Genomic DNA, 18667 nt, shown 5'->3' on the forward strand with positions numbered 1-18667 from the left:
TCGCCAAGCCGTCCGCGAGCCGTCGCCACCCGCGCGGCCGTCAGCGCGGGCTGCGGCTGCGACGGTCCGCGAGCACCGCGAGCGCCCCACCCGCGAACGCCCCGACGACCGCTCCGGTCACCGCGAGCACCCAGCGGATGGCCCCCTCCCCGTCGAGGAACGAGACGAACCCCGTGCCGGCGCCCACGCACGACGCGGGGCCGTCGGGGCGCGAGCAGTCGCCGCCGTGCACGAGCACCGCGAGCACCAGCGCGACGACGATGCCGACGAGCGCGCCGACGATCATGAACGCGGAGAACTTGGGAGCGCGCCGGACCGTCGCGGGCGTCGCGGTGCGCTCGAGCTCCGCCTCGGAGGGGACGGGCGGCTCTTCGTCGCCCGGCTCTTCGTCGCGCGGCTCTTCGTCGCCCGGCTCTTCGTCGGCCGGCCCTGCGTCAGCCGCCTGGTCGGCAGTCCCCTCCGTGCCGGACGGCTCAGCGTCGGCCCGGTCCGGCTCGACAGGGGCGGTCGGGTCGTCGTCGGGCAGCTCGCTGGGCACCCGCAGATCGTAGGCCAGCACCGCGGTCCGCCCTGAACCCCCTGGTCAAGGGCGCACACGCGTGGCCTGCAGCGGGAGCCAGTGCTCGAGGTCGGCGCGCTCGCCCGACGCCTGCACGCGCCCTCCGTCGACCGCGTCGGCCCACGCCAGCTCACCGGTCGCGAGCTCGAGCCACGTCTGCGGATCGGTCTCGACGACGTTCGGGGGCGTGCCCCGGGTGTGCCGCGGGCCCGCGACGGCCTGCACGACACCGTCGGGGGGCACCCGGACCTCGACGGCGTTGCCCGGTGCGACGTCGGCGAGCTCCTCGAGCGTGAAGCGCACGGCGGTCCGGCGGGACTGCGTCGCAGCCGCGGCACGCTCAGCGCGCCACACCGCGAGCGCTGCGCGCCCGTCGGCGGGGTCGGTGCGACGGCGAGGCGGCATGTGACGATCATGCCCCGTCAGGTCCGCGGGCGCCCCGGCCCGCGCATCCCGCGCTGGTACTCCTTGGTGACCTGCTTCCAACGGGCGCGCTCCTGCGCCGCGAGCCTGCTGTCCACGCGGCGCGCCTGGTAGGCCGCCTCGCGTGCGAGCTTGCGCCACGAGTCGAGGCGGCGCTGTGGCAGGTCGCCCGCCGCGATCGCCGCGAGCACCGCGCAGCCGGGTTCGCCGCGGTGCTCGCAGTCCGCGAACCGGCACGTGCCGGCGAGCGCCACGACGTCGGAGAACGTGTGCTCGAGCGCGTCGTCGTCCGCGACCAGACCGATGCCTCGGATGCCAGGGGTGTCGATGAGGCATGCGCCGCCGGGGAGCGCGACGAGCTCGCGGTGGGTCGTCGTGTGACGGCCGCGCCCGTCGGCGTCACGACGCTCGCCCGTCGCCATGACCTCGCAACCCGCGAGTGCGTTCACGAGCGTCGACTTGCCCGCGCCCGACGGGCCGACGACGACGAGCGTCGCGCCCGGGCACACCAGCGCGCGGAGCGGCTCGAGGCCCTCGTCGCGGGCCACGCTCACCGCGTGCACGTCGACCGCGGGTGCGACGTCCGCGACCTCCGCCGCCATGCCGGCGGCGTCCGGCACGAGGTCCGCCTTCGTCAGCACGACGACCGGCCGGGCACCCGACCGCCACGCGAGCGTGAGGAGCCGCTCGACGCGGCCGAGGTCCGGGTCGGGGTCGAGGTGCTCGACGACGAGCACCACGTCGACCCCCGCCGCGAGGACCTGCTCGCGCGACGTCGTGCCGGCCGAGTCGCGCACCAGTGCCGAGCGACGCGCGGCCACCGCCACGACGTGGTCGTCGCGCACGCTCACGTGATCGCCGACGGTGGGCACGAGCCGCTCGTCTTCCGGCCCTGGCGCGAGGCCGTCGCGGTCGAGGGTCGCGCGGCGGGGCTCGGCGTGCAGGTCGTCCGCGGGTACGACGAGCACCGCGCCGCGGTCGGCCCGCACCACGCGGGCGCGTACGCCCCCGGGCGCCGTGTCGGCGCAGTCGCCGTGGTCGGCTCCGGGAACGTGGTCGGCGCCGGGGTCCGCACCGCGAGCGTGGGGCATACGAGCGACCGTACGAGCCGCGCCGCGCGCTCGACCAGCGCTTATCCGGGGGCGCCCCTGACGGTCGACCCCGACGCCCCACGACCCTCCCCTGACCGCGGGCGCGACGCCCTCGTCGCACCCGCCCTCGCTGGCCCGAGCACGCCCCGGTCGGCGAGCGCGGGTCTGGCGCGGCGAGCGCGGGTCTGCCGCGGCGAGCGCGCGTCGCGCGCGGTGCGCGGCGGCGTGCGATGCGCGCTCGGTGGAGATGGGAGTGGTTGGGAGGAGGCGGCGTGCGGTGGGCGGTGGGCCAGGTGCGCACAGGTGATCCGTTCGGGTGAACTTGGACAAACGTTCCGGTAACCGGTGGATATCCTCCCCGTTCGTCCGATTTCTCCCCTATGGTCTGACGCGGCCCCGGCAGTGGACGGGCGCCGGCAGCGCAGCCCACGCGCACCCCCGACCCTCCTGGAGGCTCCACGATGCTGCGTCGCGCCCTTGCCGCCGCCACCGTCTCGTCCGTCCTGCTGATCGCCGTCCCCGCCGCCGCCCAGGCGCACGGGTCGTCGGACGGCCACGGCTCCCAGGGCGGGTCGTGGGGCAGCAGTCACGGGGGCCGCGGGAACGGGTCCGGGAACGGGAACGGCGGCGGGTCCGGCGGCGGGTCGCGCGACGCGGGGTACGTCGAGGTGGTGTGGGCGACGCCGGTGTCGTCGGCGCTGCCGCAGCCGCAGGACGGTGCCTCCGCGCTCTGGCCGCAGCGGATCGCGACCGACGACACGTGCGGCGTGTGGCTGCAGCTCGACCGCTACGTGCCGGGTTCCGTGACCGACTCGCTCGTCAAGGGTGGCGTGCTCTACGGACCGAACAACCCCACCGAGGTGCTGGCGACGCGCTACCCGTACCCCGAGACGGGGCACCCGTGGAAGCTCGTCAAGGCGCCGGCGTGCCGTTCGACGCCTGCGACACCCACACCGAAGCCGTCGTCCAGCACCCCCTCTGGCCCGCACCACCCGTGCCCGACGCCGACCCGCACGTCGCCCCCGACGCGGACATCCTCCTGCCGGTCGCCGGCGGCGGCGCGCTCGACGCCCCGACGGCCGCGAAGGCCACCCCGGGCACGCCCGTCCTCCGGCTCGACCCGGCCGGGTCGAGCCGGAGGACGGGCGTGCCCGGGGTGGCCTTCGCGGCCGTCGGGGCGTCGAGCGCGCCGCCGCCGGCGACCGGCAGGAGGATGTCCGCGTCAGGGTCGACGTGCGGGTCGGCGTCGGGCACGGGTGGTGCGGGCCAGAGGGGGTGCTGGACGACGGCTTCGGTGTGGGTGTCGCAGGCGTCGAACGGCACGCCGGCGCCTTGACGAGCTTCCACGGGTGCCCCGTCTCGGGGTACGGGTAGCGCGTCGCCAGCACCTCGGTGGGGTTGTTCGGTCCGTAGAGCACGCCACCCTTGACGAGCGAGTCGGTCACGGAACCCGGCACGTAGCGGTCGAGCTGCAGCCACACGCCGCACGTGTCGTCGGTCGCGATCCGCTGCGGCCAGAGCGCGGAGGCACCGTCCTGCGGCTGCGGCAGCGCCGACGACACCGGCGTCGCCCACACCACCTCGACGTACCCCGCGTCGCGCGACCCGCCGCCGGACCCGCCGCCGTTCCCGTTCCCGGACCCGTTCCCGCGGCCCCCGTGACTGCTGCCCCACGACCCGCCCTGGGAGCCGTGGCCGTCCGACGACCCGTGCGCCTGGGCGGCGGCGGGGACGGCGATCAGCAGGACGGACGAGACGGTGGCGGCGGCAAGGGCGCGACGCAGCATCGTGGAGCCTCCAGGAGGGTCGGGGGTGCGCGTGGGCTGCGCTGCCGGCGCCCGTCCACTGCCGGGGCCGCGTCAGACCATAGGGGAGAAATCGGACGAACGGGGAGGATATCCACCGGTTACCGGAACGTTTGTCCAAGTTCACCCGAACGGATCACCTGTGCGCACCTGGCCCACCGCCCACCGCACGCCGCCTCCTCCCAACCACTCCCATCTCCACCGAGCGCGCATCGCACGCCGCCGCGCACCGCGCGCGACGCGCGCTCGCCGCGGCAGACCCGCGCTCGCCGCGCCAGACCCGCGCTCGCCGACCGGGGCGTGCTCGGGCCAGCGAGGGCGGGTGCGACGAGGGCGTCGCGCCCGCGGTCAGGGGATGGTCGTGGGGCGTCGGGGTCGACCGTCAGGGGCGCCCCCGGATAAGCGCTGGTCGAGCGCGCGGCGCGGCTCGTACGGTCGCTCGTATGCCCCACGCTCGCGGTGCGGACCCCGGCGCCGACCACGTTCCCGGAGCCGACCACGGCGACTGCGCCGACACGGCGCCCGGGGGCGTACGCGCCCGCGTGGTGCGGGCCGACCGCGGCGCGGTGCTCGTCGTACCCGCGGACGACCTGCACGCCGAGCCCCGCCGCGCGACCCTCGACCGCGACGGCCTCGCGCCAGGGCCGGAAGACGAGCGGCTCGTGCCCACCGTCGGCGATCACGTGAGCGTGCGCGACGACCACGTCGTGGCGGTGGCCGCGCGTCGCTCGGCACTGGTGCGCGACTCGGCCGGCACGACGTCGCGCGAGCAGGTCCTCGCGGCGGGGGTCGACGTGGTGCTCGTCGTCGAGCACCTCGACCCCGACCCGGACCTCGGCCGCGTCGAGCGGCTCCTCACGCTCGCGTGGCGGTCGGGTGCCCGGCCGGTCGTCGTGCTGACGAAGGCGGACCTCGTGCCGGACGCCGCCGGCATGGCGGCGGAGGTCGCGGACGTCGCACCCGCGGTCGACGTGCACGCGGTGAGCGTGGCCCGCGACGAGGGCCTCGAGCCGCTCCGCGCGCTGGTGTGCCCGGGCGCGACGCTCGTCGTCGTCGGCCCGTCGGGCGCGGGCAAGTCGACGCTCGTGAACGCACTCGCGGGTTGCGAGGTCATGGCGACGGGCGAGCGTCGTGACGCCGACGGGCGCGGCCGTCACACGACGACCCACCGCGAGCTCGTCGCGCTCCCCGGCGGCGCATGCCTCATCGACACCCCTGGCATCCGAGGCATCGGTCTGGTCGCGGACGACGACGCGCTCGAGCACACGTTCTCCGACGTCGTGGCGCTCGCCGGCACGTGCCGGTTCGCGGACTGCGAGCACCGCGGCGAACCCGGCTGCGCGGTGCTCGCGGCGATCGCGGCGGGCGACCTGCCACAGCGCCGCCTCGACTCGTGGCGCAAGCTCGCACGCGAGGCGGCCTACCAGGCGCGCCGCGTGGACAGCAGGCTCGCGGCGCAGGAGCGCGCCCGTTGGAAGCAGGTCACCAAGGAGTACCAGCGCGGGATGCGCGGGCCGGGGCGCCCGCGGACCTGACGGGGCATGATCGTCACATGCCGCCTCGCCGTCGCACCGACCCCGCCGACGGGCGCGCAGCGCTCGCGGTGTGGCGCGCTGAGCGTGCCGCGGCTGCGACGCAGTCCCGCCGGACCGCCGTGCGCTTCACGCTCGAGGAGCTCGCCGACGTCGCACCGGGCAACGCCGTCGAGGTCCGGGTGCCCCCCGACGGTGTCGTGCAGGCCGTCGCGGGCCCGCGGCACACCCGGGGCACGCCCCCGAACGTCGTCGAGACCGATCCGCAGACGTGGCTCGAGCTCGCGACCGGTGAGCTGGCGTGGGCCGACGCGGTCGACGGAGGGCGCGTGCAGGCGTCGGGCGAGCGCGCCGACCTCGAGCACTGGCTCCCGCTGCAGGCCACGCGTGTGCGCCCTTGACCAGGGGGTTCAGGGCGGACCGCGGTGCTGGCCTACGATCTGCGGGTGCCCAGCGAGCTGCCCGACGACGACCCGACCGCCCCTGTCGAGCCGGACCGGGCCGACGCTGAGCCGTCCGGCACGGAGGGGACTGCCGACCAGGCGGCTGACGCAGGGCCGGCCGACGAAGAGCCGGGCGACGAAGAGCCGCGCGACGAAGAGCCGGGCGACGAAGAGCCGCCCGTCCCCTCCGAGGCGGAGCTCGAGCGCACCGCGACGCCCGCGACGGTCCGGCGCGCTCCCAAGTTCTCCGCGTTCATGATCGTCGGCGCGCTCGTCGGCATCGTCGTCGCGCTGGTGCTCGCGGTGCTCGTGCACGGCGGCGACTGCTCGCGCCCCGACGGCCCCGCGTCGTGCGTGGGCGCCGGCACGGGGTTCGTCTCGTTCCTCGACGGGGAGGGGGCCATCCGCTGGGTGCTCGCGGTGACCGGAGCGGTCGTCGGGGCGTTCGCGGGTGGGGCGCTCGCGGTGCTCGCGGACCGTCGCAGCCGCAGCCCGCGCTGACGGCCGCGCGGGTGGCGACGGCTCGCGGACGGCTTGGCGACGCGTCTCGCGCGTGTGCGACCATGGGCGCGTGGCCCCCCGCGCAGACGGACGTCTGAACCACGACCTCCTCCCGAACGAGAAGGGCCCCCAGGACGCCTGCGGCGTCTTCGGGGTCTGGGCTCCCGGTGAGGAGGTCGCCAAGCTCACCTACTTCGGCCTCTACGCGTTGCAGCACCGTGGCCAGGAGTCGGCGGGCATCGCGACGAGCAACGGCCAGCAGCTCCTCGTCTACAAGGACATGGGCCTGGTCTCGCAGGTGTTCGACGAGACCGCGCTGAACGCCCTGCAGGGGCACATCGCGATCGGGCACACGCGCTACTCGACGACCGGTGGGTCGACGTGGGAGAACGCGCAGCCCACCCTCGGCGCCACCGCGGCGGGCACCGTCGCGCTCGGCCACAACGGCAACCTGACCAACACCGCCGAGCTCGTCGACCTCGTCGCGGAGCGGTACGGCAGCCAGCGTCGCGGCGAGCTCGCACGCGGCAACACCACCGACACCGCTCTCGTCACCGCGCTGCTCGCGGGCGACCCGGACCACACGCTCGAGGCCACCGCGCTCGAGGTGCTCCCGCGCCTGCGCGGCGCGTTCTGCCTGGTGTTCATGGACGAGCACACGCTGTACGCCGCGCGCGACCCGCAGGGCGTGCGCCCGCTCGTGCTCGGGCGGCTCGAGCGCGGCTGGGTGGTCGCGAGCGAGACGCCGGCGCTCGACATCGTCGGTGCGAGCTTCGTGCGCGAGATCGAGCCCGGCGAGTTCGTCGCGATCGACGCGGACGGCCTGCGCTCGCACCGCTTCGCGCCGCGCGACGAGCCGCGTGCCGGCTGCGTGTTCGAGTACGTCTACCTCGCGCGCCCGGACACGACGATCGCCGGTCGGTCGGTCCACGCGGCTCGCGTCGAGATGGGCCGCCGGCTCGCGATGGAGCACCCGGTGGATGCCGACCTCGTGATCCCGGTCCCCGAGTCGGGGACGCCCGCGGCCGTCGGCTACGCGCAGGAGTCCGGCATCCCGTTCGGGCAGGGGCTGACGAAGAACGCGTACGTCGGACGCACGTTCATCCAGCCGTCGCAGACGCTGCGCCAGCTCGGTATCCGCCTCAAGCTCAACCCGCTGCGCGAGGTCATCCGCGGCAAGCGGCTCGTCGTGGTCGACGACTCGATCGTGCGCGGCAACACGCAGCGCGCGCTCGTGCGGATGCTGCGCGAGGCGGGGGCCGCCGAGGTGCACGTGCGCATCTCGTCGCCGCCCGTGAAGTGGCCGTGCTTCTACGGCATCGACTTCGCGAGCCGCGCCGAGCTCATCGCGAACGGGCTGGCGATCGACGAGATCGGTGCGTCGCTGGGCGCCGACTCGCTCGGCTACATCTCCGAGGACGGCATGGTCGCGGCGACCGAGCAGCCTCGTTCGCAGCTGTGCACCGCCTGCTTCTCCGGCCAGTACCCCATCGAGCTGCCGCCCGCCGACCGGCTGGGCAAGCACCTGCTCGAGCAGAACGAGCTCCCGCTGGGGGCACCCGAGGACGGACTCATGTCGATCCTGCCCGCGACCGGTGGCGCGTCCGCGCTGGAGCACCCGTGAGCACGCCCCTGGACGCGGCGGTGGACGCCACGCTCGACGGCCCGGTCACGTACGCGACCGCCGGCGTCGACACCGAGGCCGGCGACAAGGCCGTCGAGCTCATGAAGGACGCCGTGCGCGCGACGCACGGCCCCCAGGTGCTGGGCGGCGTGGGCGGCTTCGCGGGACTGTACGACGCGAGCGCGCTCACCCGGTTCCGCCGCCCGCTGCTCGCGACGTCGACCGACGGCGTCGGCACCAAGGTCGCGATCGCCCAGCAGCTCGACGTGCACGACACGATCGGGTTCGACCTCGTCGGCATGGTGGTCGACGACATCGTCGTCGTGGGCGCCGAGCCGCTGTTCATGACCGACTACATCGCGACAGGGCGCGTGGTCCCCGAGCGGATCGCGGACGTGGTGCGCGGCATCGCGGCGGCATGCTCGGTCGCGGGGACCGCGCTCGTGGGCGGCGAGACCGCAGAGCACCCGGGGCTGCTCGCGCCCGACGAGTACGACGTGGCCGGTGCCGCGACCGGCGTGGTCGAGGCCGACGAGCTGCTCGGCCCCGAGCGTGTGCGTGCGGGCGACCTCCTGGTGGCGCTCGCCTCGAGCGGGCTGCACTCCAACGGCTACTCGCTCGTCCGTGCCGTGGTGCGCCAGGCCGGCTGGTCGCTCGACCGGCACGTCGACGAGCTGGGCCGCATGCTCGGCGAGGAGCTGCTCGAGCCCACGCGCGTGTATGCGACGGACTGCCTGGCGCTCGCCCGGCGTGCCGGCGTCGCGGGTCTGCACGCGTTCAGCCACGTGACCGGCGGCGGTCTCGCCTCGAACGTCGCGCGCGTGCTCCCGGTGGGGCTGGTGGCGGACGTGGACCGCGGGGGCTGGCAGCTCCCGCCGGTGTTCTCGCTCGTGCAGCGGCTCGGTCAGGTGCCGTGGACGGACCTCGAGGGCACCCTGAACCTCGGCGTCGGCATGGTCGCGATCGTCGCCCCCGACGCGCTCGACGGCGTGCTCTCGCACGCTGCGGAGCTGGGCCTTCCGGCGTGGGAGCTGGGGCGCGTGCGCGATGCCGACCCGACGACCGACGTCGTCGGTTCCCCGGGGTTCGTCGCGGGGACCAAGGGCGTGCACGGCGGGGCAGTCCGGCTCACGGGCGACTACCGGGTCTGACCAGCGGCGCACGCCGAGAGGCCACGCATGCGCGAGCCCCGTCCGTCACGGCACGGCCCACGCGCTGCCGTGAGGGACGGACGGGAGCACGAGAACGACGGCCCCGGAGGGCCGTCGTTCAGGCGTGGACCGAAGTGATCGGGACTCAGCGCTCGTCGTCGTCGAGCCAGCGACCGTAGTCGCCGTCGTCCGTGTCATCCGTGTCGACCGCGGCGCCGCCGCGTCGGTCACTGAGATCGTTGTGGCTGTGCGACGTGAGCTCCTGCTCGAGAGCCCGGTAGTTCGTCTCGGGGCTGAAGTACTTCAGCTCCCGGGCGACCTTCGTCTGCTTAGCCTTCTGACGGCCGCGCCCCATGGCATCGACCCCCTCTTACGTGGATGCGGGGCGGCTCCGTGCTGACACGTGCGGCCCCGGGGTGCTGAATCGTCTCTTCGTGCCGCAACGGTACATGTTCGATCGCTATTCCGGCCACTTGATCGGGCGCGACGCGCGTCACCCGGCGGTCTGCCTCGCACGGCCGGACGCCGTGCCCGTCGGTACGTCCGGGCGGGGGTCTCCCGCGCCCGGGGTGCTTCTCGTGGCGGTCCCAGGGTCCGCATGGCGGACGGAGCGAGAATCTTCTCCGCCTGTCGACGCCGGACCATGCGTGCGTGCGAGCGTGCACATGCGTGCAGGGCGGCGCCGTGTGCGCCGGCTCGACCGGTCCGGGCGTGCATGGCGCGCCCGTTCGGGTGAACCGTCGTGCGACACGCCGTCCAGCCGCTCGCACGGCTCGCGGCGACGTGACGAAATGTCCGAGTTAGGCTGAGATCGACGTCACGTCGCGCCCGGGTCGTTCGTCCGTCCGGGTGATGTGTACCATTTCGTTATCATTCTGTTTCGCGAATGATCTGCATGACAGCAGTGTCTGTGCTAGTGAGGCCGCGCTCGTACGGTCTGACCAGCGCTTCCACCCTGGTCGTCGGGTTCGCCCCTCGACCGAACGCTCGCCAGGAGGCAAGCATGTCCGTCCAGCCCGCTCAGTCCGAGGTCCTGCTGACTCCGTCCGAGGTCGCCACGCTCTTCCGCGTCGACCCCAAGACCGTCACGCGCTGGGCCAAGGCCGGCAAGCTCTCGTCGATCCGCACTCTCGGTGGCCACCGCCGTTACCGGGAGTCCGAGGTCATGGAGCTGCTCGGCGTGCCCAACCAGCGCGACAGCCGGGGCTGAGGCCCGCACGACCGGCCCGCAGCCGACCCGACGAGGTCGGTGCGCGGGCCGCGATGCGCCCGACAGGCCGTGACGGGCGCGCGCGCTGGTGAGGCGCGCACCGCACCACCGCGTCGTCGATGACGCGCGACGTCAACGACGACGGGCGCGCAGCACCACCAGTCCGACGACCAGTGCGACGCCGGCGGCGACGCCGCCCAGCACGATCCGCGCACGCCGTGCCGCCGCGGGGTCGTCGCCCGAGCCCGAGGCATCCGTGACCAGGCCGCGCGCGGCGGCCTGGGCGTCGTGCAGCACCGCGCCGGGCGTGAGCCGCGCGACGAGCGCGTCGATGCTCTCCGCGAGCTCCGCCCGGGTCGCGCCGATCTCCAGCTCGAGCTCCGCCATCCGGGGCGTCGTGAACGGGTCCGGCCTCGGCGTGCCGGCGGCCTTCTCGTCGGGCTCGTGGCTCATCGCTTGACCGCCTCCTTGACGACCTCGACGTCCGACTTCATGCTGGCGACCGCCTTGGTGGGCACGGGGGTACGTCCCTTCTTGACCATCGAGAGACCGACGAGCGCGAGGACGACGACCAGCAGCAGCAGCGCCCCCGTCACGATGAGGGCCGCGGCCCACAGCGGGAGCCAGAGGTCGAGCACGATGATCGCGAGCGCGATGACGGCTGCGAGCAGGTAGAGCGCGAAGAACGCGGCGGCCGCGATGAGCGCCCCGCCCGTGCCCAGCTTCTGCAGGCGACCGCTGATCTCGGCCTTCGCGAGGTCGATCTCCGCGCGGACCAGGCGCGCCGTGCGCTCGGCGACCTCGCTGAACAGCTCGCCGATGCTCCTCGTGTCCTGCGTCGTCATGGCGTCCTCCCGTCGTGCACGTCGGCCGGGCCGCACGGACGGCCGGCCTCCCGGCAAGTCTGCAGGTCGACGCCGCACGTCGCACCTTCGCAGCGGGCGGCGCGGTGGGCGTCAGGCGGTCAGTCCGCCCACGGGTGGACCTGGTCGCCCGCCGGGTGCACGACGGGTGCGGTGCGGGCCGCGGGCCTGGGCAGGCGGTGGCGCGCCCACGCCGCGAGCCCGCCCGCGACCAGGATGAGCGCGACGCCGACCAGCAGCGCGGCGAGCCACGGGTGCATGCCCGCTTGGGTGAGCGCCAGGACCACCGACGTCACCAGGAGCGCCAGCCCGAAGAACGTGAGCAGGAGCGCGGCGCCGAACCCGATGGCCGACGGGCGAACCTCGACGACGCGCGCGCGGACGCTCGCCTGCACGGCGTTGACCTCGGCCTGGATCGAGGCACGCACGCGGTCCTCGGCCTGCGAGATCTTCTCCCGGGCGCGTTCGGCGATCGGGTCGGTGAGGCGGTCGAAGAAGCTGCGGGGCTCGTCGCTGGGCACGGCTCTCTCCTCGTCGGGTTCGGTGCCTCCACCCTACTGAGCGTCGCGCAGGTCACCTGGGTCGTCGGCCCCAGACGTGCCGGCCGCCTCGGTGCGGTCGGTCGCGCCCAGCGTGCGTGCGAGCAGCGGGAAGAGCAGCACGGTGAGGGCGCCCGCGAAGACCAGGCAGCCGGCGGTGCCGACCGGGAGGCTGCCCTCGTCGACGGCCAGCTGTGTGAGCGCGACGAGCATCGGCAGGGTCGTCGCCGTGTACAGGCCGAGCTGCACGCGCTCGCGCGGCACCAGGTGCCGTCGGTACCAGAACAGCGCCGGGCCGCCGCGAACGGCACCGATGAGCACGACGAACACGATCGGCAGCCACGGCTGCTCGGCGATCGCGTCGAGCTGCAGCGCCATGCCGGACGACACGAAGAAGATGGGGATGAACACGCCCCAGCCGACGGTCTCGAGCTTGTGCGAGAGGTCGTCGTCCTGCGCCGGGACCCACGACCGCAGCACCATGCCCGCGAGGAACGCGCCGAGCACCGCGTCGAACCCCATCGAGCTGGACAGCGCGAGCAGGCCGACGAGCAGCAGGAGCGACACCCGCACCGGGCCCTGGCCGGTGCCGTCGCCGAGGGGACGCAGCAGCCCGCGGGTGCGGCCGAACGCGAACCGGCGAGGCAGCGTGCCGAGGACGACGACCGCGGCGGCGAACAGGACGAGCGCGACGAGTGCGACGAGCGTCCCGCGCGTCCCCAGGAAGAGGGCCATCGCGACGATCGGCCCCAGCTCGCCCACCGCGCCGCCCGCCATGACGTACCTGCCGAGAGGCCGGTCGGTGAGCCCCTCCTCCTTGAGCACGGGGACCAGGACGCCGAGCGCCGTGGTCGAGAGCGCGATCGTGATCGCGACGATCGCCGGGACGTCGCGCGTGATCGACAGCGCGACCAGGAGCAGCGCCCCGAGGACGATCGACGTCAGCCAGGCCCGCACGCCCAGCCGCCCGGCGGGCTGCCGGCCGATCCCGGGGTCGATCTCGTACCCCGCGAGCAGGAACAGGAACCCCATGCCGAGGTCGGACAGCAGGCCGACGGCCTCGGGCGACGACCAGTGCAGGCACTCGGGGCCGATGAGCACGCCGCCTGCCAGGAGCACGACGACCTGGGGCAGCCTCCAGCGCGCCGGCATCGTGCTGACCGCGACGAGCGTGAGGACGCTGACCGCGACGACGGGGAGCAGCGTGTCGAACTCCACGAACCGTCTCCTGTCGGTGCGATCAGGCCCGCGGTGGGGTCTGCGGGCCGTCTCACCGGATGATGTCAGACGGGGTCGCGCCGCAGCACGAGGAGGGTCAGGTCGTCGGTCGCGGCGTCGTCGCGGCACGCCGCCATGACGGCGTCGACGTCGGAGCCCAGCGGACCCGCGAAGAGCTCCTCGAGCCGCGCGAGGCCCGCGCGCAGCCCGGTCTGGCGCGAGTCGACCAGGCCGTCGCTGTACAGCACCAGCGCACCGCCGGGCTCGATCGTCGCCGGCGCCGACCGCGGTGAGCCGGACCCGACGCCGAGCGGTCGCTCGACGACGCCGTCGACCAGTGCGGGCCGGCGCCCCGGCGCCAGCAGCAGGGGGCGCGGGTGGCCCGCGACGGCGATGTCCACCTCGCCCGTGGCGGGGTGGAGCACCGCGACGACGACCGTCGCCATCTCCGTCGGCATCGTGTGCCGGACGACGCGGTCGAGCCACGCGACGGTCGTCGCGGCGTCGTCGCCCCGCAGCAGGTAGCCGCGCAGCGTGTTGCGCAGCTGTCCCATCGACGCGGCCGCGGCCAGGCCGTGGCCCGCGACGTCGCCGACGACGACGGCGACCCTGCCGTCGGGCAGCGTGAGCGCGTCGTACCAGTCGCCGCCCACCTGGCCGCCCGCGGAGGGCTCGTAGCGTGCCTCGATCGTCCATCCGGGCACGGCGGGGATCTCTGCCGGCAGGAGGCTGCGCTGCACCGCGAGCGCAGTCGCGAGCTGCCAGCGGTTGCGCAGCAGCAGGACCTCGAGCAGGCGCGGACGAAGCTCGGAGGCCGAGCGCAGCTGCTGCTCGGTCCACGGCTCGCTCGTGTCCCGCACCAGCTCGCTCCACCGGTCGAACGACTTGCGCGGGCTGAGCCGCACGGCATCGCCCTCGAGGCGGGCGATCGCCTTGTTGTGCGGGTCCCCGCCCCAGTCGACGCTGCGCACGGCCTCGTGCCGCAGCCAGACCACGCACTGCCCGTCGGGCAGGCGCACCGCGAGCAGGCCGGCGGCCCCCGGGAGCGCCGCAGCCAGCTCGGGCTCCTGGGCGACGAGCGACGTCCGGACCACGAGCTCCTGGTCCTGGGCGTCGACCCACGCGAGCAGCGGTGCCACGTCCTCCGGGACGTCACCCGTCGAGGCCACGCGACGTTCCACGCGCACGACCGCACCCTGCGCCGGCACGAGGTCGAGGACCGAGGGCCGCGCCGAGCCCGTGCGCCCCACCAGGGCGTCGGCGAGCGCGAGGTCCCCGTCACGGGCCGCGACCAGCAGCCGCTCGAGGGTGCCCGCGGCCGCGAGCTCCGCCTCGAGGTCGGCCTCCTGCGAGCGGGCGACGAACCGCAGGGACAGCGTCGAGCCCAGGAACTCCGCCGCCGCGCGCACGGCGTACGGCGGGCAGTGCGGTCCCGAGTAGTGGTGGCACGCGACGAGGCCCCACAGCCGGCCCTCGCGCAGCAGCGAGATCGACATCGACGCCGCGACGCCCATGTTGCCGAGGTACTCGCAGTGGATCGGCGAGACGCTGCGCAGGGTCGAGTACGTCAGGTCGAGCGGGAGCCCGGTGCTCTCGTCGAGGCCGGGGACGAGCGGCGCGGGCTGGTACGCGACGTCCGCGATGAGCCGGATCCAGCTCTTCTCGTACAGCGCGCGGGCCTGCGGCGGGATGTCGCTCGCGGGGTAGTGCAGGCCGAAGAACGAGTTGAGGTCGTCGCGCTTCGCCTCGCCGACGACCTCGCCGTTGTACTGCTCGTCGAACCGGTAGACCATCACGCGGTCGAAGCCGGTGAGCGCGCGGACCTCGTTCGCCGCGACGTCGTACAGCTCCGGGAGCGTGAGCGCGCGGTTGAGGCGCTCCACGGCACCGCGCACCGCCTGGTAGGTGTTGGGGAAGGAGAACGGGCGTGGGCCGCGGGAGGCCTCGAGCTCGACGACGAGCAGCGTGCCCTGCCCGACGGCGACGCGGTGCAGCACCGCGTCGACCTCGAGCGGGCCGTCGACCGTGCCGGCCGTGACCACCAGCGGGTTGCGTGCGCGCAGGTCGCCCCAGGTCTGCAGGTGCGCGCGCAGCGGGTCGGTGGCCTCGCGCCCCAGCACGTCGTCGAGCGACGAGCCCAGCACGTCGTCGACGCCCACGCCGAGCAGGTCCGCGACGTTGGCGGAGACGTGCCGCACCACGAGGTCCGGCTCGGTGACCGCGAGGAACACACCCCAGCGCTGGATGCTGCCGGGGATGTGGATGGGCTCGCGAGCGCAGTTGTCGAGGTCGACCGGAACGCCCGGGGCCAGCAGGTCGTCGCTCGTCGTCGTGCCTCTCTGGTGGACCGCGGTACGTCTGGACAGCGATGCGCGCCGTCGTCGCCGCGCCACCGAACCGTAACCCAGGGTGGTGACGCCCGAGCACGACGAAGGCCCGCACGCTGCTCGCGTACGGGCCTCCCGCGGTGGCTCCGACCGGCGTCGATCCGGTGACCTTTCGATTTTCAGTCGAACGCTCTACCAACTGAGCTACAGAGCCGTGGGGGACCTGTGCCGGACCCCCGGAACGAGAACGCCGGTCCGAGGACCGGCGCTTCGAGCGACCCCGACGGGACTTGAACCCGCGACCTCCGCCGTGACAGGGCGGCGCGCTAACCAACTGCGCTACGGGGCCTTGGTGTGAATCAAGACCTTCTTGCTGTACTGCTGAACTGCTCGTACCCCCAACGGGATTCGAACCCGTGCTACCGCCGTGAAAGGGCGGGGTCCTAGGCCGCTAGACGATGAGGGCGAGTCCGCCCCTGACGTCGAGGCGCCGGATGACCGTGGTAGAGCATACGGGGTCGCGCGCCCGATCTCCAAAGCGAGGTCGACGTGGCCTGCGCCACCCTCGTTCGCACCCGGCCGACCAGGCAGGATGGTGCCGTGTTCGAGATGCCGCGCGCCGAGTTCGAGGACGCGGTCCGTGACGCGCTGGACGAGGTCCCGCCCGAGCTGACCGCGCTCATGGACAACGTCGTCGTGCTCGTCGAGGACCACGCGCCCGCCGACGACCCGACGCTGCTCGGGCTGTACGAGGGCATCCCGCTCACCGAGCGCACCTCCTTCTACGCCGCGGGCTCGCTGCCCGACCGGATCACGATCTACCGGCTGCCGACGCTCGAGATCTGCGAGACGCGCGACGACGTCGTCGAGGAGGTCGCGATCACCGTGGTCCACGAGATCGCGCACCACTTCGGCATCGACGACGACCGCCTGCACGAGCTGGGGTGGGACTGATGGGCCACGCGCACGGCAGCGGCCACTCCCACGCGCACGACCACGTGACCGCCGCGCACGCGCACCGCGGGCGACTCGTGGCCGTGCTCGCGCTCACGCTCGTCGTGATGGCGGTCGAGGTCGTTGGCGGCGTGGTCTCGGGCTCGTTCGCGCTCGTCGCCGACGCGGGACACATGCTCACCGACGCCGCGGGCGTCGCGCTCGCGCTCGGAGCGACCGTGCTGGCCGCGCGGCCCGCGACCGAGACGCGCACGTTCGGGTGGCAGCGCGCCGAGATGCTGGCGGCGCTGGTCAACGGGCTGCTCATCGCGGTCGTCGGCGTGCTCGTGCTCGTCGGGGGCGTGCGGCGCATCGTGGCCCCCGAGCCCGTCGAGGGCGGTCTCATGCTCGTCGTCGCCGCGGTGGGCCTCGCCGCCAACGCCGTGGGCCTCGTGCTGCTGGTCCCCGGGCAGCGCGACTCGCTGAACCTGCGCGGCGCGTACCTCGAGGTGCTCGGCGACCTGCTGGGGTCCGCGGCGGTCATCGTCGCGGCGCTCGTGCTGCTCGCCACGGGGTTCGAGCGAGCCGACGGCATCGCGTCCGTCGCGATCGGCGTGATGATCCTGCCGCGCGCGGTCGGGCTGCTGCGGCAGGTCGCGCTCGTGCTGCTCGAGGCCACGCCCGCCGGGGTCGACCTGGGCGCGGTGCGCGCGCACATCTGCGGGGTCCGCGGCGTCGTCGGCGTGCACGACCTGCACGCGTGGACCATCACGTCGGGTGTGCCGGTGCTCTCCGCGCACGTCGAGGTGCCCGACGAGGTCCTCGAGCGTGGCGAGGCCGGCCGCGTGCTCGACGACCTGCGCGGCTGCCTCGCGGGGCACTTCGACGTGGACCACTGCACGTTCCAGCTCGAGCCGCCGTCGGCCGGCGAGGAGCAGCGCACGCACGCGTGAGCGGGTGTCGGACCCGCTCGCTAGGGTCGGTCGCATGGTGAGGGTCGGGGTGGTGCTGCTCCCGCAGGAGCGCTGGTCGGTCGCGCGTGACCGGTGGCGCCAGGTCGAGGAGTGGGGCTTCGACCACGCCTGGAGCTACGACCACCTGGCGTGGCGCTCGCTCGCCGACGAGCCGTGGTTCGCGACCGTGCCGCTGCTCGCGGCCGCGGCGGCCGTCACCGAGCGCATCGATCTGGGCACGTTCGTCGCGTCCCCCAACTTTCGCCACCCGGTCCCGTTCGCCAAGGACGTGCTCGGGCTCGACGACGTGTCGGGCGGCCGGTTCCTGCTCGGGCTCGGAGCCGGGGGTGAGGGGTTCGACGCGCGCGTGCTCGGGCCCGCGCCGACGCGCGGCGAGCGCACGCGCCGGTTCGAGGAGTTCGTCGGCGTGCTCGACCAGCTGCTCACGCAGCCCGTGACGAGCCATGCGGGCGAGTTCTACACGGCCGACGAGGCGCGGATGATCCCGGTGCCCGAGCGGCGACCGCCGTTCGTCGTCGCCGCCGCCGGCCCGCGGACCATGACGCTCGCGGCGCGGCTCGGCGACGGGTGGGTGACCTACGGACCGAGCTTCGGACCCGACGAGCAGGACGACCCCGCCGCGGCGCAGGAGGCGTGGTGGAGCGGGCTCGCGGAGGTGTCGTCGCAGGTCAGCGCGATCGAGGCGTCCGTGGGGCGGGACGTGCCGCTGCGGCGCTACCTGTCTCTCGACGGCGCGCCGATCTACTCGCTCACCTCGACCGACCTCGTGCTCGAGGGCATCGAGCGGGCGGCGGCGCTCGGGTTCGACGACGTCGTCGTGCACTGGCCGCGCGCCGAGGGCGTGTACGCGGGTTCCGAGCGCGTGCTGGAGGAGCTCGCGTCGCGGCTGCCGTCGATCCGGGCGGCCTAGCTCTCGCCGTCGCGATCGTCGCGGTCCACGCGGTAGCGCACGTGCACCACCCCGCTGCCGAACCGGCGCTCGTCGACGAGCGTGAGTCTGGCGTGCAGGTCGTCGGCCAGAGCGCGGGTGCCGCCGCCGACGACCACCGGGTGCAGGAACAGCCGGATCTCGTCGACGATCCCCGCCCGCAGGGCGTGCGCCGCGATCGTGGGGCCGCCGACGGTGACGTGGCCGGGGATGGCCCGCACCGCGTCCGGGTCGAAGCGGCGCTCGAGCCGCGTGCGCGGGGTCGTCGTCGCGGCGAGCGTCGAGGAGAAGACGACCTTGTCCGCGTCGCGCCAGATGCGTGCGTAGTCGGCGGTCGTCGGGTCGTCGTCGCCGATCGTCTGCCACACCGCCATGACCTCGTACATGCGCCGGCCGTAGAGGTAGGTGGTGGCGGTGCGCTCGAGGTCGTTGACGAACCGGTGCACCTCGTCGTCGGGTGCGGCCCAGCCGAACCCGCCGGACGCGTCGTTCACGTACCCGTCGAGCGAGGTGATCGCGGAGTAGGTCAGCATGCGGGCTCTCCTG

At 74.3% G+C, this 18667-nt stretch carries 20 protein-coding genes and 3 tRNA genes; 9 read left to right on the forward strand and 14 right to left on the reverse strand.

Annotated elements, in window-relative coordinates:
• Nucleotides 1-40: 40 nt before the first annotated feature.
• The 4 genes from AW16_RS0109525 to AW16_RS18890 form a co-directional block, all read right to left on the reverse strand.
• On the reverse strand, nt 41-538 hold the full coding sequence (locus tag AW16_RS0109525; protein ID WP_197021598.1) for a histidine kinase: 498 nt from the start codon (nt 536-538) through the stop codon (nt 41-43).
• A 45-nt stretch (nt 539-583) separates the two neighbouring features.
• Nucleotides 584-964, reverse strand: a complete 381-nt coding sequence (locus tag AW16_RS0109520) for a sterol carrier family protein (protein ID WP_029289914.1) — start codon at nt 962-964, stop codon at nt 584-586.
• Nucleotides 965-981: 17 nt separating this feature from the next.
• Nucleotides 982-2073, reverse strand: coding sequence for a ribosome small subunit-dependent GTPase A (gene rsgA / locus AW16_RS0109515; RefSeq protein ID WP_081861576.1), 1092 nt, complete (start codon nt 2071-2073; stop codon nt 982-984).
• A 912-nt stretch (nt 2074-2985) separates the two neighbouring features.
• Nucleotides 2986-3396: a hypothetical protein gene (locus AW16_RS18890; protein ID WP_029289918.1), complete on the reverse strand. Its 411-nt coding sequence runs from the start codon at nt 3394-3396 to the stop codon at nt 2986-2988.
• A gap of 925 nt (nt 3397-4321) precedes the next feature.
• Between AW16_RS18890 and rsgA (AW16_RS0109495) the strand changes: the two genes are divergently transcribed.
• The 5 genes from rsgA (AW16_RS0109495) (at nt 4322) to purM (ending at nt 9129) form a co-directional block, all read left to right on the forward strand.
• The gene (gene rsgA / locus AW16_RS0109495) at nt 4322-5413 is read left to right on the forward strand and encodes a ribosome small subunit-dependent GTPase A (RefSeq protein ID WP_081861576.1); all 1092 of its coding nucleotides are present in this window, start codon (nt 4322-4324) and stop codon (nt 5411-5413) included.
• A 17-nt stretch (nt 5414-5430) separates the two neighbouring features.
• Nucleotides 5431-5811 (forward strand): sterol carrier family protein, encoded by a 381-nt coding sequence (locus AW16_RS0109490; protein WP_029289914.1) that lies wholly within the window; start codon nt 5431-5433, stop codon nt 5809-5811.
• Between the two features lie 45 nt (nt 5812-5856).
• Complete coding sequence (locus AW16_RS0109485; protein WP_197021598.1) at nt 5857-6354, forward strand: histidine kinase; 498 nt, start codon at nt 5857-5859, stop codon at nt 6352-6354.
• Nucleotides 6355-6424: 70 nt separating this feature from the next.
• Complete coding sequence (purF, locus tag AW16_RS0109480; RefSeq protein ID WP_029289912.1) at nt 6425-7978, forward strand: amidophosphoribosyltransferase; 1554 nt, start codon at nt 6425-6427, stop codon at nt 7976-7978.
• Nucleotides 7975-9129 (forward strand): phosphoribosylformylglycinamidine cyclo-ligase, encoded by a 1155-nt coding sequence (purM, locus tag AW16_RS0109475; RefSeq protein WP_051681832.1) that lies wholly within the window; start codon nt 7975-7977, stop codon nt 9127-9129. Before purF ends, purM begins: the two co-directional genes overlap by 4 nt.
• A 145-nt stretch (nt 9130-9274) precedes the next feature.
• Here purM and AW16_RS0109470 read toward each other — a convergent pair whose 3' ends face one another.
• Entirely contained in the window at nt 9275-9484 is a 210-nt protein-coding gene (locus AW16_RS0109470) for a DUF3073 domain-containing protein (RefSeq protein WP_029289910.1), read from the reverse strand.
• Between the two features lie 648 nt (nt 9485-10132).
• On the opposite strand from AW16_RS0109470, the gene AW16_RS0109465 reads away from it, so the two are divergent.
• Entirely contained in the window at nt 10133-10339 is a 207-nt protein-coding gene (locus AW16_RS0109465; RefSeq protein ID WP_029289909.1) for a BldC family transcriptional regulator, read from the forward strand.
• A 132-nt stretch (nt 10340-10471) separates the two neighbouring features.
• Here AW16_RS0109465 and AW16_RS0109460 read toward each other — a convergent pair whose 3' ends face one another.
• The 8 genes from AW16_RS0109460 to AW16_RS0109425 all read right to left on the reverse strand — a co-directional run bounded on the left by AW16_RS0109460 (nt 10472) and on the right by AW16_RS0109425 (nt 15752).
• Nucleotides 10472-10792, reverse strand: coding sequence for a DUF3618 domain-containing protein (locus AW16_RS0109460; RefSeq protein WP_051681831.1), 321 nt, complete (start codon nt 10790-10792; stop codon nt 10472-10474).
• The gene (locus AW16_RS0109455; RefSeq protein WP_029289907.1) at nt 10789-11184 is read right to left on the reverse strand and encodes a phage holin family protein; all 396 of its coding nucleotides are present in this window, start codon (nt 11182-11184) and stop codon (nt 10789-10791) included. The genes AW16_RS0109460 and AW16_RS0109455 overlap by 4 nt, the downstream gene beginning before the upstream one ends.
• A 119-nt stretch (nt 11185-11303) precedes the next feature.
• Nucleotides 11304-11723: a phage holin family protein gene (locus tag AW16_RS0109450; RefSeq protein ID WP_029289906.1), complete on the reverse strand. Its 420-nt coding sequence runs from the start codon at nt 11721-11723 to the stop codon at nt 11304-11306.
• A gap of 33 nt (nt 11724-11756) precedes the next feature.
• Nucleotides 11757-12959 (reverse strand): cation:proton antiporter, encoded by a 1203-nt coding sequence (locus tag AW16_RS0109445; RefSeq protein WP_034648631.1) that lies wholly within the window; start codon nt 12957-12959, stop codon nt 11757-11759.
• 65 nt (nt 12960-13024) lie between these two features.
• Complete coding sequence (locus tag AW16_RS0109440) at nt 13025-15352, reverse strand: SpoIIE family protein phosphatase (RefSeq protein WP_231496005.1); 2328 nt, start codon at nt 15350-15352, stop codon at nt 13025-13027.
• A gap of 75 nt (nt 15353-15427) precedes the next feature.
• A tRNA-Phe gene (locus AW16_RS0109435) sits at nt 15428-15500 on the reverse strand.
• Between the two features lie 61 nt (nt 15501-15561).
• A tRNA-Asp gene (locus AW16_RS0109430) sits at nt 15562-15635 on the reverse strand.
• A gap of 44 nt (nt 15636-15679) precedes the next feature.
• Nucleotides 15680-15752 (reverse strand) — tRNA-Glu (locus AW16_RS0109425).
• A gap of 143 nt (nt 15753-15895) precedes the next feature.
• Between AW16_RS0109425 and AW16_RS0109420 the strand changes: the two genes are divergently transcribed.
• From AW16_RS0109420 to AW16_RS0109410, 3 genes are read left to right on the forward strand one after another with little or no spacing between them, the layout of a single operon-like run.
• On the forward strand, nt 15896-16240 hold the full coding sequence (locus AW16_RS0109420) for a metallopeptidase family protein (protein WP_029289925.1): 345 nt from the start codon (nt 15896-15898) through the stop codon (nt 16238-16240).
• Nucleotides 16240-17172, forward strand: a complete 933-nt coding sequence (locus tag AW16_RS0109415) for a cation diffusion facilitator family transporter (protein WP_029289902.1) — start codon at nt 16240-16242, stop codon at nt 17170-17172. The genes AW16_RS0109420 and AW16_RS0109415 overlap by 1 nt, the downstream gene beginning before the upstream one ends.
• A gap of 34 nt (nt 17173-17206) precedes the next feature.
• Nucleotides 17207-18103, forward strand: a complete 897-nt coding sequence (locus tag AW16_RS0109410) for an LLM class flavin-dependent oxidoreductase (protein ID WP_029289901.1) — start codon at nt 17207-17209, stop codon at nt 18101-18103.
• Here AW16_RS0109410 and AW16_RS0109405 read toward each other — a convergent pair.
• Entirely contained in the window at nt 18100-18654 is a 555-nt protein-coding gene (locus AW16_RS0109405) for a dihydrofolate reductase family protein (RefSeq protein WP_029289899.1), read from the reverse strand. The two genes, AW16_RS0109410 and AW16_RS0109405, sit on opposite strands and share 4 nt — an antisense overlap.
• Between the last annotated feature and the right edge of the window lie 13 nt (nt 18655-18667).

The sequence above is a fragment of the Cellulomonas sp. HZM genome (genome assembly GCF_000708885.1).
Lineage (GTDB): Bacteria > Actinomycetota > Actinomycetes > Actinomycetales > Cellulomonadaceae > Cellulomonas.